Source organism: Jutongia huaianensis (assembly GCF_014384985.1).
Classification (GTDB): Bacteria; Bacillota; Clostridia; order Lachnospirales; family Lachnospiraceae; genus Jutongia; species Jutongia huaianensis.
The window spans coordinates 51,697-66,575 of sequence record NZ_JACRSX010000007.1; the positions used below are offsets into that span (position 1 = coordinate 51,697).

Below are 14,879 nucleotides of genomic sequence, written 5' to 3' on the forward strand. Positions count from 1 at the left end.
CACACATTTACAGAGAGGATCTTTATGAGAAAAAATTACAAATCAATTTCCTGTCTGCTGACGGCAGCTCTGGTTCTGACCGCAGCTCCGTTCCATGCAGACGCACTTACAAAACCAAAGCTGAACAAGAAAAAACTCACCATGAGGGTCGGCCAGAAAAAGAAACTGGCCATCAAAAACAAAAAAGCATCCCAGATCAAAAAGATCAAATTTACCGTCAAAAAGAAAAATATAGCACGGGTCAATAAAAAAGGGGTCGTAACTGCTTTGAACGAAGGAAACACAAAGCTGGTCTGTAAAGTGACCTTAAAAAACAAAAAAACATATAAGCTCAACTGTAAAATCACAGTGAAAGAGGCAGAAAGCACTGTCTCCACGGCAACACCGGGAGCCTCCGCTGCTGCCGGCGTTGCCGGCACTCCTGCAGCAAGTACGGCCGCCTCTGTAAAACCGGGCTCTCCGTCCATGAAACCGAACGCTTCCGGCACTCCGGTCCATACGGATGCCCCGGACGTCACGCAAAAACCATCCGCAGGTCCGGATGGTTCTATCACCCCGGATAATACCGACGCACCGGCTGATACTGCAAAGCCTGACAATACTCCGGATACTTCCAAGGCTCCGGCTGATACTGCAAAGCCTGACAACACTCCGGCGGCTTCCAAGGCTCCGGCTGACACAGCAAAGCCTGTCAACACTCCGGCGGCTTCCAAGGCTCCGGCTGACACGGCAAAGCCTGTCAAAACTCCGGAGACTTCTAAAACTCCGTCATTTACCGACACGCCGGATACACCAGGTACGCCGTCTCCTTCTTCCCAGGGACCACATCTGTCTGCCAATGGCATTTTGACCTCCGATAATGGCGTGATGCGTACCGGAATAGATGCCTATGACATTGTAAAGGAAATGGGTGCCGGCACAAACCTCGGCAATACTTTGGAATCCTGTGGTACGTGGATCGGCACCTCCAGCACTTCCAATTACGAAACCGCATGGGGACAGCCTGTCACCACGCAGAAAATGATAGATGGGATGAAGGCCGCCGGCTTTGACTCCATTCGTATTCCGGTTGCATGGAGCAACATGATGGCAGACGACGGAACCTACACCATCAACGAAAAGTATTTTAACCGTGTAGAAACCGTGTTAAACTATGCGTTAAATGCAGATATGTATGTCATTATCAATATCCATTTTGACAGCGGCTGGTGGGCACGCTTTGGTTCCAAAACGGAGCAGGAACGCAAGGATGCCATGACAAAATATAAAACGATGTGGACTCAGATTGCCAATCGTTTTCAGGAATACTCCGACCGTCTGATCTTTGAGTCCGCCAACGAAGAATTGGGAACTCGTTTAAACAGCACCGATGATTACAAAGGCTCCGGTTATTACGCAAAGGATGACATGGATTCCCTTTATAAACTGACAAACGAGATCAACCAGACCTTCGTGGATATCGTTCGTTCGACCGGTGGCAACAATGCCAGGCGTTTCCTTCTGATCGCCGGATACGATACCGATATCTCAAAGACCTGCGATCTGAGATACAAAATGCCAACGGATACGATCGATTCCCATCTGATGGTTTCCATTCATTATTATTCTCCTGCTCCCTACTGTATTGCAGATAATCCAAAAAACTCCTGGGGATATGATGCAAGCTGGGGAACCGATGAGGACATCAAAGCACTTCAGGGTGAACTGTCACAAATGCGCATCTTCTTCGTAAACAAGGGCTACCCCGTCATCATCGGAGAATATGGTGTAACAGATACAAAGATCAGCGAAAATAATTTTGTCCGCAAAGAGGGACGTGATCTGTTCTTTCGTAGTGTCTGCGAATTTGCGTTAGAAAACAATATGTGCCCGATCCTTTGGGACTGCAGTCAGGTTTTTGACCGCAGAAGCCTCACCATGACAAACGAGGCAGAAAAAGCATTATATATAGAAATGAATGAAAAGGCACATCATTCCAAGCTGGTAAAGCCTTCCGTTTCCGATGCTGGTTACCATTGGACCGGTACCGTTGCAAACAGTAACTGGAATGCTTCCAGTGCATCTGCGAGTGATCCGAACTCCACATTTATTATCACCAAAAACGGGGGCTGCTTTACCATCTCCGGCATTGACTGGTCCGTCTTCAAAAATCCGGTTTTAAAGCTGACCTGCAAAGAGAGCTCCGGATCTGCCCTGTTCCGTCTGGCAAACCAGGTCGATACCAGCAACCAGTACTGGCATCATCTTTATGACAACGGCACCGGTGTCATATCCGAAAAAACCATTTCCTCCGGAAGTACCATTTCCATTAATATTCCGCTGAATGATATGACATCAACCCAGAACCTGTATTTTGCACTGGCAAACAGCTCTGATTTCAATGGAATCATTTCGATCGAAGTCGTGGAAAACTAATCCTCCCCCTCCGAAAAGGGCGGTAGCGTATTCACTTTTCACAAGAATCGATTCTTTTCGTGGTGAAATTTACAGCAATGTGACAATTTTATAAAAAAAGCTTGAAGGTGACGTTACGTCACCTTCTATACTATACCCAGAAACAAAAAATAACGCATACTTCTATTGGGACTTACACAAATGTAACAAATCACAAAACTGAAAAACAACGAAAGGAGATTTCCTATGAAAGGTATTATCTTAGCCGGTGGTTCCGGCACAAGACTTTATCCGTTAACCATGGTTACGTCCAAACAGCTTCTGCCGATTTACGACAAGCCAATGATCTATTATCCTCTTGCCGTACTGATGAATGCAGGAATCCGTGAAATTCTGATCATCTCTACTCCACAGGACACACCTCGTTTTAAGGAGCTTTTAGGAGATGGACATCATTTTGGCATCGAGCTGACCTATGAGGTACAGCCAAGCCCGGATGGGCTGGCACAGGCTTTCATTATCGGAGAGGAATTCATCGGTAATGATACGGTTGCTATGGTTCTCGGAGACAATATCTTCTCCGGCCACGGACTGAAAAAACGTCTGAAGGCCGCTGTAGAAAACGCAGAATCCGGCAGGGGAGCAACTGTATTTGGCTACTATGTAGATGATCCGGAACGTTTCGGTATCGTGGAGTTTGACCAGGATGGCAAAGCCGTTTCCATTGAGGAGAAACCGGAGAAGCCAAAGAGCAATTACTGCGTCACAGGTCTTTATTTCTATGATAACCGCGTGGTACAGTATGCGAAGGATCTCAAGCCAAGTGCCAGAGGCGAACTGGAGATCACCGACCTGAACCGTGTCTATCTGGAGAACGGAGACCTGAATGTAGAACTTCTGGGACAGGGATTTACCTGGCTTGATACCGGTACACACGAGAGTCTCGTCGAGGCAACCAATTTCGTGAAGACGATCGAATCACACCAGCACCGCAAAATTGCATGTCTGGAGGAGATCGCATACCTGAATGACTGGATTACAAGGGAAGATGTTCTGAAGGCATATGAGCCTTTGAAGAAGAACCAGTACGGCCAGTACCTGATGGACGTTCTGGATGGAAAATATATGGATGTGCTTCACTAAGGAGCAACGAAAGGAGATTAAAATTATGACAATTATTGTAACCGGCGGTGCCGGATTTATTGGAAGCAATTTTGTATTTCACATGCTGGACAAGTACCCGGACTACCGCATTGTCTGCCTTGACTGTCTGACATATGCCGGAAACCTTTCTACACTGGCACCGGTCATGGACAACCCGAACTTCCGTTTCGTAAAGGAAGACATTACAGACCGTGAGGCAGTTTATAAATTATTTGAGGAAGAACATCCGGACATCGTTGTAAACTTCGCTGCCGAAAGCCATGTAGACCGTTCTATTGAAACTCCGGAGGTATTCCTTCAGACAAATATCATGGGAACTGCCGTACTCATGGATGCATGCCGTAAATACGGTATCACCCGTTACCATCAGGTATCTACCGACGAGGTATATGGTGATCTTCCACTAGACAGACCGGACCTGTTCTTCACGGAGGAGACTCCGATCCATACAAGCAGCCCATACAGCTCATCCAAAGCCGGTGCAGACCTTTTGGTACTGGCATATCACAGAACCTACGGACTGCCTGTTACCATCAGCCGCTGCTCTAACAACTACGGACCATATCACTTCCCGGAGAAGCTGATCCCTCTGATGATCGCAAATGCACTGAATGATAAGCCGCTTCCAGTCTATGGTACCGGCGAAAATGTCCGCGACTGGCTGTATGTGGAGGATCACTGCAAGGCCATCGACCTGATCATCCACAAGGGACGTGTTGGTGAGGTATACAACATCGGCGGTCACAACGAAATGACAAATATCGACATCGTAAAGATCATCTGTAAAGAGCTTGGTAAGCCGGAGAGCCTGATCACTTATGTATCTGACCGTAAGGGACATGATATGCGTTATGCGATCGATCCAACCAAGATCCACAATGAACTGGGATGGCTTCCGGAGACGAAATTTGCAGATGGTATCAAGAAGACCATCAAATGGTATCTCGACAATAAAGAGTGGTGGGAAACTATCATTTCCGGCGAATATCAGAATTATTATGAGAAAATGTATGGAAATCGCTAAGAGGGGTTAATTCTTATGAAAATATTAGTGACCGGCGTTGCCGGACAATTAGGCCATGATGTGATGAACGAGCTTGCCGGAAGAGACCACGAAGGCATCGGCAGCGATCTTGCACCGGAATACAGCGGCATCGCAGACGGCTCCTATGTCACCACAGCAGACTATGTATCCATGGATATTACCGATCGTGCTTCTGTCGCAGAAACATTATTAAAGATCAATCCGGATGCTGTCATTCACTGTGCTGCCTGGACTGCCGTTGACGCCGCAGAGGACGAGGACAAAAAGGATACGGTTTATGCGGTCAATGCAACAGGTACAGAAAATATCGCCGCTGTCTGCAAAGATCTGGACTGCAAAATGATGTATATCAGCACCGACTACGTCTTTGACGGCCAGGGAACCACTCCATGGCAACCGGACTGCAAGGACTACAAACCATTAAATGTATATGGTGCTTCCAAGCTGGATGGTGAGCTGGCAGTGTCCGAAATTCTGGACAAGTATTTTATCGTCCGTATCGCCTGGGTATTTGGAACCAACGGAAAAAACTTTATCCGCACCATGCTCAATGTAGCAAAAACACACGACAAGCTCACTGTTGTCAGTGACCAGATTGGTACTCCAACCTACACCTTTGATCTGGCAAGACTTCTGGTGGATATGATCGAAACAGACAAATACGGCTACTATCATGCAACCAACGAAGGCGGCTATATCAGCTGGTATGATTTCACAAAAGAAATCTTCCGTCAGGCTGTAGCACTGGGACGTACCGAATATGACGAAAACCACGTCACTGTTTCTCCTGTCACCACAGAGGAATACGGCGTATCAAAGGCGGCAAGACCTTTTAACAGCCGTCTGGATAAGTCCAAGCTCACAGCAAACGGATTTACTCTTCTGCCAACCTGGCAGGATGCGGTTGCTCGTTATCTGAAGGAGATTGAATTTTAATCAAGAGCAATCCATAACATCCATTGTGTAGCAATTTCCTTTTTGATCACAAAATCACAAAGCAGATAAAATATTGGAAATATATTCACATATATCCGATATAAAACACAAACCGTGGATAAGCATTTGCATAACAAGCTTATCCACGGTTTATTTTTCATGTATTGGGAAAATACTTTTTACATATTTACTGTTACTTTTTGCTTAAAACCGGAAATCTCTCTTTCCTTCCTTCAGCTCCTCCAGATACTGGATGGCTCTTTCCCGTACCTTCTCGTTTGGCACCTTCCGGATCTCTCTGGCAATCAGCTCCTCACCGATCTGTTTTGTCTCCGGAGATGCATAATCCTCCAAATACTCTTTCAAGGTCATCAGCGCATTTGGCTGACAGCAGTTTACGATCTGCCCGGATTTCAGAAGCGTCATAAAACGGTCTCCGGTTCTTCCTGCACGGTAACATGCAGTACAGAAGCTTGGAATATATCCCATCTTCATCAGCCAATTTACCACCTCGTCCAATGTACGGGTATCGCTGACATCAAACTGTGCAGAGCTGTCATCACGAACCGGCTCAGTATAACCACCGACACTGGTACGGGAACCGCCACTGATCTGTGAAATTCCCAGATGAAGGACATGCTCTCTGGTTCTCTGGGATTCTCTGGTTGATATGATCATACCGGTATATGGCACGGCAATACGGATCACCGCCACGATCTTTTCAAAAATCTCATCCGGCACGGCATTACTGAAATCGTCTGTATCAATATCGTCAGCCGGACAGATACGCGGAACACTGATGGTATGAGGTCCCACTCCCTGCGCTGCCTCCAGATGCTCTGCATGCATCAGGATTCCTACCAGCTCGTAACGGTATCCCTCCAGACCGAAAAGAACACCAAGACCAACATCATCAATACCGCCCTCCATGGCACGATCCATCGCCTCGGTATGATATGCATAATCATGCTTTGGTCCCGTTGGATGGAGCTGCTCATAGGACTCCTTGTTGTAGGTTTCCTGGAACAAAATATAAGTACCGATCCCAGCATTTTTCAGACGGGTATAATTCTCTACTGTCGTGGCCGCAATGTTGACATTCACACGGCGGATCGCTCCGTTTTTGTGCTTAATACTGTAGATAGTATCAATACTTTCCAGAATATATTCCAGCGGATTGTTCACCGGATCTTCTCCTGATTCGATTGCCAGACGCTTATGACCCATATCCTGCAGAGCAATGACCTCATCCCGGATCTGTTCCTGGGTCAGCTTGATTCTCGGAATATGTTTATTTTTGTGATGATACGGGCAATAAGTACATCCATTCACACAATAGTTAGAAAGATAAAGAGGTGCAAACATGACAATACGGTGACCATAAAATTTCTCCTTGATCTCCATCGCAAGCTCCCGGATCTGACGATTGATCTCCGGATCATCACACTCCATCAGGACTGCCGCCTCCTTGTGGCTGATTCCCTTTGCCTTTTTTGCCTTTTCCAGGATTTCCTTCATCAAAGGAATATTGTCCTTATTTTTCTTTGCATAATCAAGAGACTCCAGGATCTCCTCATGGTTAATAAACTCCTCTGCCTTCAATGACTTTGGATCATACTTGTAGCTACTCATTATTTTTCCTCCATATTTTTATAACTGTTATTTTAACCTGTCCGATATTCCGGACACTGTATCTTACAAATATCATTTTATCTTCAACGGATACTACGTCTTGGAATATACCGCCTTTGCACTAACCCCCGGTGTCATTCCCAGCTTACCTGACAGCGCACTTACCGTATTGGTATCCGCATCCATCACAACACTGATCACGGAAACGCCACGCTCCCGGTAGGGCATCCCCATCCTGCCCACAATGTACTCCCGGTACTCGTGAAGCAGTTCATTGACCCGTTCCACACGATCCATATCCTCGACGATAATACCAAGGATTGCAATTCTCCGATCCATAATAATCCTACATCCTCCATCCATAACTTCCTGCCACGAACCGTCTGTCTTGTCTCTGCTCTTTCATCTAAAAAGAAAAAAACCGTATCTTACCCTTAATCCTCACCGCGTTGCGAACATTTCCCTATACGCTGAAAAAGGGCAAAACCAGCGTTTTGCCCTCCAAGAATTGCTTCGCAATTCTCGTTGGCTTCCCTCTACGCTACGAGCATTTTCCTATACGCTGAAAAAACGTCCCATGTCCAAATGACATGAGACGTTTCCCGGTACAAAATCAATATTTATTGTACTAATAACAAACCGCAGACTTCCCCTGCGTAATCCTTCAAAACATATCATGCCTTTGCGTTGGGACGAACCCTTCGTGTCAGAACATGAGAATATTTTATCATCTAAGGTCTGGAATGTCAAAAATAAATTAACTCAGACTTCCTTAATCAGTCCAGCTTATGGCACATTTCACTGCCCGCTTCCACCCGGCAAGTTTTTGTTCACATTCTTCCTTGGAAATCTCCGGCATAAATCTGCCTCCGACACCGGCATTTTGACGGATATCTTCAAAGTCCTTCCAATATCCTGCAGCAAGTCCCGCCAGATATGCCGCTCCCAGAGCCGTGGTTTCGAGACACAACGGCCGGTTGACCGGCGTCTGGATCACATCAGCCTGTGTCTGCATCAAAAAGTTGTTGGCACTGGCTCCTCCGTCCACCTTCAAGGCTGACAGGGTGATCCCGGAATCTGCTTCCATCGCCTGCAGCACATCACTGACCTGATATGTGATGGCTTCCAGTGTTGCACGGATAATGTGGTATTTATTGACGCCACGGGTCAGGCCCACAATGGTTCCTCTGGCATACTGGTTCCAGTATGGTGCTCCCAATCCCGTAAATGCGGGTACGACGTAGCAGCCGCTGGTATCCGGCACCTTACGGGCCATATACTCGGAATCCTCCGCGGAATCGATCAGCCGCAGTTCATCCCGCAGCCACTGTACCGAAGCACCTCCGATAAATATAGATCCCTCCAGCGCATAATAAACCTTTTCATCAATCCCCCATGCAATCGTCGTTACCAGACCATTTGTAGAAAATACCGGTCTCTCTCCTGTATTCATCAGTAAAAAGCAGCCTGTCCCGTATGTATTTTTGGCCTCACCCTGAGAAAAACAGGTCTGACCAAACAATGCCGCCTGCTGGTCTCCCGCCACTCCGGCAATAGGAATCTCTCCTCCCAGAAATGATGTGTCCGTTTTTCCGTACAGTCCGCTGGAAGGACGCACCTCCGGCAGCATACATACCGGAATGTCAAGCCGCTGCAGTATTTCCTGATCCCAGCACAGATCATTGATATTGTACATCATAGTCCGGGAAGCATTGGAATAATCCGTAGCGTGAACCTTACCTCTGGTCAGCTTCCATATCAGCCATGTGTCTACCGTACCAAACAGCAGCTCTCCCCTTTGCGCCCGTTCTCTGGCTCCCGGCACATGATCCAGAATCCATTTCAGCTTCGTAGCAGAGAAATAGGCATCGATCACAAGACCTGTTTTCTGACGGATCATCTCCGTGAGGCCTTCTGCCTTCAACTGATCGCAGTATTCCGACGTTCTGCGGCACTGCCATACAATGGCATGATAAACCGGTTCTCCGGTTTCTTTATCCCAGACGATGGTCGTCTCTCTCTGATTCGCGATCCCGATTGCCTGAATATCCTGTGCCGCAGCACCTATTTTGGACATTGCCTCCACTGCCACTCCAAGCTGGGTGGACCAGATCTCACTGGCATCCTGCTCCACCCAGCCCGGCTGAGGAAATATCTGTGTAAATTCCTTCTGTGCCACAGAGACAATTTCTCCCTTTTCATCAAATAAAATGCAGCGATTACTTGTAGTTCCTGCATCTAAAGCCATGATATACCCCATATGACTACCCCCATTTATAGCATTTTTCAATGATTTACCAAAACTTCGCACATGCAACTTATCGCTGTACTCATAATATTTCATATGCAGTCTGAGTTATTTATAATTTTACCTTTAATTCCTTTTCTCCGTCCTGTCCCTGATATCGGACAACGGTATATCTGCCCCTGCGCTCCACACTCCGGGATGCCCCATGAAGTTCAGTCAGACTCTTCTGTAATTTTCTTTTTTCTGCATCATAGTTTCCCACATCATCCGAGGTAAAAAGCAGACCTCCAAACAATCCATTTACCTGCGCCAGTAATGCCTTCTGTTTCGCTGACAGCTTAATATTGTCATCCCGCAGCAGATAAACATCCGGATCATTCCAAAACGCCCGCCCATTTAACTGCCTGCGATAAATCGTATTGCCAATGGTGTTTTTGGTGGAAACACGCTCTCTGTGTAGAAGCTTTTCCTTTGGAGATCCATCCCAGTCCAGCCCCACATCCGGACCGATCCGGCAGTAATCCACCTTACCAAACGCCGGCCCCAGTGGGACACCACAGCCAAGGATCAGCTTGTCTCCAACAAGCTCCCGCAGAAAATCCATAGCTTCACACATAAGCTGCCCTCTCGTTTTATATGGCGTCGGCTGCATACAAGCACCATAAAGAAAATCAAGCTTCACCAGATCAAAGCCCCACACATCCAGGACCTGATGAAATACTTCTTTTAGATATTCCCGCACCTGCGGCAGCTCTGTATTTAATGCATAAAAGGTACTCCAATTACTGCCACCGCACACCGGATGCCCATTTTCATCCCGTACCAGCCAGTCCCGGTGCTCCTGATAGCATCTGGAATTTTTTTCGCATACAAACGGAGACAGCCACAGTCCCGCCTTCATGCCATATGTATGGATCCGATCCACCACCGGCTCCAGCCCATCCGGGAACTTGTCCCGGTTCACATCCAGCCAGTCCCCCACATAGGTCTGATACCCATCATCAATCTGAAAAACATCAAAGTTCTGTCCCATTTCGTGGACATGTTCCAGATTTTCCATAATGATCTGCTCTGAAATATTCTGGTAATGATTGTACCAGCTTGTATAACCTGTCATAGGACTTCCCGCCGGCTTATTAATTTGCATTTTTTCAAAATAAAGATCAAACACCTGATCCTCTGTACCAGAAAGCTCCACCAGATCAAAAGCATTCCACTCCTCCGATATCCTTAAGCCTGAACAATCCTTTTCTATGGTCATCTGCTGTGCTCCGCCATTATAATAAAACACGGTAAATCCGGCACGTTCGCTTAAGGAGCCCAAAAAGCGGTATCTCTCTCCATCCCGGAAATAACAATAGGTAAATCCATGAAACTGTCCCGTTCCCTTTGGCTTCATGGTAAAATTCACATCACCATAACGATCCAGATAATATTTTTCCACCATGCCAGAGGCCAGCGGAGATATAGCCGGTTCCTTTTCGAGAATCGTATGTTCATGGGAATCCGTCCAGGACTGATATCCATTCATGAAAATCTGTTCCGGCTTCCTGCCACCCCTGCACGACCATGGAAAGGTCATACTGACAGATTCCAGCGTCAGCTCTCCCACGGGATTTCCATAATCATCAAAATCCTTCGGAATGATCCGGATATGAAGCTCCCCCTCATCCTCCTGCCAGCGCAGAGTAAAATAAGGCTGCTCACCTCCCTGATACATTTCCGCCACAAAGGGTTCCCCATTCCGGTTTCCCCTGATCAAAAATATAATATCTTCCACGTCTTTTCCTCCCTGATCAAGTTATCTCTCTGACTCCTTCGGCAGAGTCTGTAAAATAACCTCTGTAACAATCATTTTATATCTGTTCTTTCCCGCAGCTTTATCTTTCCAATATATCCAGCGTATGCGCTCCTGCTCCGATCAGATCCTGTCTCTCACAGACCGATAAATGGTACTGTATAAAAAGCTCAAAGGTCTCCTCGTCCATAGAATTCAATACCGGCCGCATATAATTTGCCGGACCATCCGGAGAAATAATTTTGATCCGCTTCAGATCTGCCGCCCGATTCAGTGCATCAATATCCTCAATGCGCATATAATCGTACAAGTCGCCCTCTTGTGGTGTACAATGAAAATCCTGAGACAGTCTTCCATCCTCCAGACATTGCTTTGCATTGCCGTCCCGGAAACCGTACAGAAGAACTCCGTATTCATTCATACAGTACGCCACCAGTATCCGGCCTCCCGGTCTGGTCACGCGCTTTGCCTCCTGTAACGCTTTCCGCTTATCCTCAAAGGTATACAAATGATACATTGGACCAAACAACAAAGTAATATCAAAGGAACAGTCCGCAAAACGGGACAGTTTTAATGCATTTCCCTGATATGCCTTTACGCTGCTCCCCTTTGATTTCAAAATCCCCAGATTATATTTCACAAGCTCCACTGCCGTAACATCATATCCCTCCTCCGCCAGCGCAACACTGTATCTGCCGGTGCCGGCGCCGATATCCAGAATACGAATTTCAGAACAAGCCGCTGTATCTGATTTATTCCCATCATTTTGTCTGTTCTCTATAAGTTCATCAATGCACTGATGAATATACTTCATAGAAGTAATATACTCCACCTTTCCGTGGCGTCTGGTAAGCCTTTTATCCTCGTTAAATTTATTATAATATTTTTCTAATTCCGTCATATGATTTATTCTCCCGATCGTCTCCTATATCCTCTAGCGGTCCATCGCATATATACTGCTCCAAACCTTTATCTGGTGCCGGAATCTTACATCTGATGGCGAACCACCTGGTACTCATCTCCATTGCGGTAATATGGGCAGCTGTTTCGATGATCTGTCATAAATCGTACCATATCATCCTCATCCATATTTACATCACAGAAATACTCCTCATATTCTTCATCATAACTGTAATTTGCACAGGTATCACATTCGTTTGACATTTTTATCTCCTTTATTCCATTTGTAAATTTTCATTATAATGTATTTACCCATTAAAATATCAATTAAAATTCTTAAGTATAGTAAGAAAATTATAACTCCCATCATAAACTCCTGTCAATTTGAACTTCGTTAAAATCAGCAAAAACAGGATAACCATTCATCTCATATTTATATGTTTTCTCTGATATCATCCCCCTCTGATCTATCCCATTCCCCGGCACAGCCATACACTTGCTGCCATCCCAGCAAAGGTAGCGATCAGTGCCCCGGTTAATGTCCAGTTCATTTTCGTTACCGGAGAATGTTTTTTATCCCCGGTGGCAATAAAATACACGGAAATTGTATAAAAGATCGTTTCTGAACAGCACATCAAAACAGACGCTAAAAATCCCTCATGGGAATCAGTTCCAAACTCTTTATAAATATCGAGAAGCAGACCGGTGGCTGCCGAAGATGATACCATTTTGATCAGGGAAAGAGGCACCAGAACAGCGGGAAAATTGATTTTTTCCGCCATAGGTGAAATCCATGCAGAAAATGTTTCCAGCAGACCGGATGCCCTGAGAATGCCAATGGCCATCATCAGTCCGATCAAAGTCGGCAGCACCTTTAATACAACCCGGAAACCATCCTCTGCTCCCTTGACAAATGCGCCAAAAATATCCGTATGGCTGCAGAGGCCATACCCCACAATATAAAAGATTACAATGGGTATCATAAAATTGGATAAATATAGTAGAAACTGCATGAAAAAACTTCCCCTTTCTTGCAAATCCTGAGACGAATGTATATAATAACAGTAAGTGGGGTTAAACATCCTATTGTGCAGAGTTTCGTATACGGAACTCTGTCTTGTTGTAAATATATTCTGTCAGGAAGTCTTTCATTCACGAAATCTCCTAAACGCAGAATCAGAAAGGTTTGGTAAATTACATGAATACCGTTTTTATTGCGGATGACGAACTAATTATACGTCAGGGTTTAAAATGTATTATTGATTGGGAATCTCTGGGATTTTCAATTATTGGCGAAGCATCCAACGGCATTGATGCATTAGATTATATTGTCCGGGAGCAGCCGGATCTGGTACTGATGGACATTCGTATGCCCGGTCTTCTGGGAGTGGATGTGGTTAAAAATGCCAGAGACAAAGGATTTGAAGGTCACTTCATTATTCTGAGTGGATTTACTGATTTCAAATACGCACAGTCAGCCATCCGGTATGGAGTCGATTTCTATCTCACAAAACCCATTGATGAGGACGAGCTTCTGGAAGCCGTACAGGCCTTAAAAGACACCATCGAGGAACAAAGCCGTCAGACCGGTACCTGGCAGCATTACCGCCAGAAAGCCCACGGCATGATCTTGTTGGATATTCTTACAGGGAAGGCAGATCTTGACCGGATCAATATAGAGGATCTCCATATGGAGGCCGATGAATATCAGGTCGTTATCTATGAAAAATACAGTCACAACGCAACACAAATGTCTTATCGCTTTGCCGATCTCTTAAAGGTCACCAATGAAATGAACAGCTCCTACGAGCAGATCACCATTGATGACAATGAGATCCTGTTGTTAAAGGGAGAGTTTACGCTTCACAAATTCCAGCAGTTTCTGGAGCATTACGAGCGGGAGCAGAAGCCTCAGAAGGATTCTCCTCTGGATTCTCTTTTTATCACCTATGGCAGACCGGTAAAGGATCTACAGGAAGTTCATACCTCCTATCAGGAGGCACTTCGTCTGCTGCAGCGTCGTTTCTTCTGCGAGCACCGCCAGCATACCATCGGTTATGACCAGCTCCCAAAGCAGGATGAGGAAAACCGTTTTGAATTAACTCCGGAGGTACTGCAGTTTTACTGTGAGACGCTGATTGGTTATATTCAGGCCGCTAAGCGGAATCAGATGGCAGAAATGCTTCATGAACTGGAAACAAAGCTGTACTCCTGCGATGAGGATATTCCCCGGATCAAATTGTTTTTGACCGATCTGTATCTGTCCATCAAAGAAAAGATTTTTCATTTGTACCATAATGCGGATATTGCTTTTCCAAGTAATGCCGAAATTATTGAATTTATTAACGAGAAATATTATTTATACGAAATTGTACTGTTCTTTACAGAACAGTTTGAAATGATCATCCGCGCCATTGGTAATCCATCCAGCGAAAGTGTAATGGATGATATCATCCATTATATCGAACACAATTATATGGATAATATCAAGCTGGAAAATATCGCTCCTCTTTTTGGATATAACAGTTCGTATCTGGGCAAGATCTTTACCAAAAAAGTAGGAGAGGGATTTAATGTTTTTGTAGACAAGATCCGTATTGAGCACTCCAAGGAGCTTTTGGAGGGCAGTTCCCTGAAGGTATATGAAATTGCCGAAAAAGTCGGTTACCGGAATGTGGATTATTTCCATACAAAATTTAAAAAATATGTAAATCAAAGTCCGGCAGAATACCGTAAACAAATGCGTAAATCCGAATAAATAT

The 14,879-nt window shown here is 45.6% G+C and carries 12 protein-coding genes; 5 read left to right on the forward strand and 7 right to left on the reverse strand.

Translation table 11 applies throughout. The annotated features are described in order from the left end of the window. The first annotated feature begins 24 nt into the window (after positions 1–24). From H8704_RS07255 to rfbD, 4 genes are all read left to right on the forward strand, one after another. Positions 25–2,415: a glycoside hydrolase family 5 protein gene (locus tag H8704_RS07255; protein ID WP_249297824.1), complete on the forward strand. Its 2,391-nt coding sequence runs from the start codon at positions 25–27 to the stop codon at positions 2,413–2,415. 225 nt (positions 2,416–2,640) lie between these two features. Continuing rightward, the gene (gene rfbA, locus H8704_RS07260) at positions 2,641–3,537 is read left to right on the forward strand and encodes a glucose-1-phosphate thymidylyltransferase RfbA (RefSeq protein WP_249297825.1); all 897 of its coding nucleotides are present in this window, start codon (positions 2,641–2,643) and stop codon (positions 3,535–3,537) included. 25 nt (positions 3,538–3,562) lie between these two features. Next, entirely contained in the window at positions 3,563–4,582 is a 1,020-nt protein-coding gene (gene rfbB, locus H8704_RS07265) for a dTDP-glucose 4,6-dehydratase (RefSeq protein WP_022464978.1), read from the forward strand. A 15-nt stretch (positions 4,583–4,597) separates the two neighbouring features. Next, positions 4,598–5,539, forward strand: coding sequence for a dTDP-4-dehydrorhamnose reductase (rfbD, locus tag H8704_RS07270; protein ID WP_249297826.1), 942 nt, complete (start codon positions 4,598–4,600; stop codon positions 5,537–5,539). 204 nt (positions 5,540–5,743) lie between these two features. Here rfbD and hydG read toward each other — a convergent pair whose 3' ends face one another. From hydG to H8704_RS07305, 7 genes are all read right to left on the reverse strand, one after another. Continuing rightward, complete coding sequence (hydG, locus tag H8704_RS07275) at positions 5,744–7,171, reverse strand: [FeFe] hydrogenase H-cluster radical SAM maturase HydG (protein ID WP_249297827.1); 1,428 nt, start codon at positions 7,169–7,171, stop codon at positions 5,744–5,746. 93 nt (positions 7,172–7,264) lie between these two features. Further along, positions 7,265–7,510 (reverse strand): TM1266 family iron-only hydrogenase system putative regulator, encoded by a 246-nt coding sequence (locus tag H8704_RS07280; RefSeq protein ID WP_022464981.1) that lies wholly within the window; start codon positions 7,508–7,510, stop codon positions 7,265–7,267. A 433-nt stretch (positions 7,511–7,943) separates the two neighbouring features. Further along, positions 7,944–9,431, reverse strand: a complete 1,488-nt coding sequence (gene glpK, locus H8704_RS07285; RefSeq protein WP_249297828.1) for a glycerol kinase GlpK — start codon at positions 9,429–9,431, stop codon at positions 7,944–7,946. A gap of 100 nt (positions 9,432–9,531) precedes the next feature. After that, complete coding sequence (locus H8704_RS14250) at positions 9,532–11,199, reverse strand: glycoside hydrolase family 36 protein (RefSeq protein ID WP_249297829.1); 1,668 nt, start codon at positions 11,197–11,199, stop codon at positions 9,532–9,534. A 100-nt stretch (positions 11,200–11,299) separates the two neighbouring features. Further along, on the reverse strand, positions 11,300–12,118 hold the full coding sequence (locus H8704_RS07295; RefSeq protein WP_249297830.1) for a class I SAM-dependent methyltransferase: 819 nt from the start codon (positions 12,116–12,118) through the stop codon (positions 11,300–11,302). An 86-nt stretch (positions 12,119–12,204) separates the two neighbouring features. Next, positions 12,205–12,381, reverse strand: coding sequence for a DUF6472 family protein (locus H8704_RS07300; protein ID WP_022305870.1), 177 nt, complete (start codon positions 12,379–12,381; stop codon positions 12,205–12,207). A 203-nt stretch (positions 12,382–12,584) separates the two neighbouring features. Then, the gene (locus H8704_RS07305) at positions 12,585–13,130 is read right to left on the reverse strand and encodes a spore maturation protein (protein WP_022464985.1); all 546 of its coding nucleotides are present in this window, start codon (positions 13,128–13,130) and stop codon (positions 12,585–12,587) included. Positions 13,131–13,315: 185 nt separating this feature from the next. Here H8704_RS07305 and H8704_RS07310 point away from each other — a divergent pair, with 185 nt between their 5' ends. Next, a complete protein-coding gene (locus tag H8704_RS07310; RefSeq protein ID WP_249297831.1) occupies positions 13,316–14,875 on the forward strand; it encodes a response regulator transcription factor in 1,560 nt (519 codons plus the stop codon). The last annotated feature ends 4 nt before the right edge of the window (positions 14,876–14,879 follow it).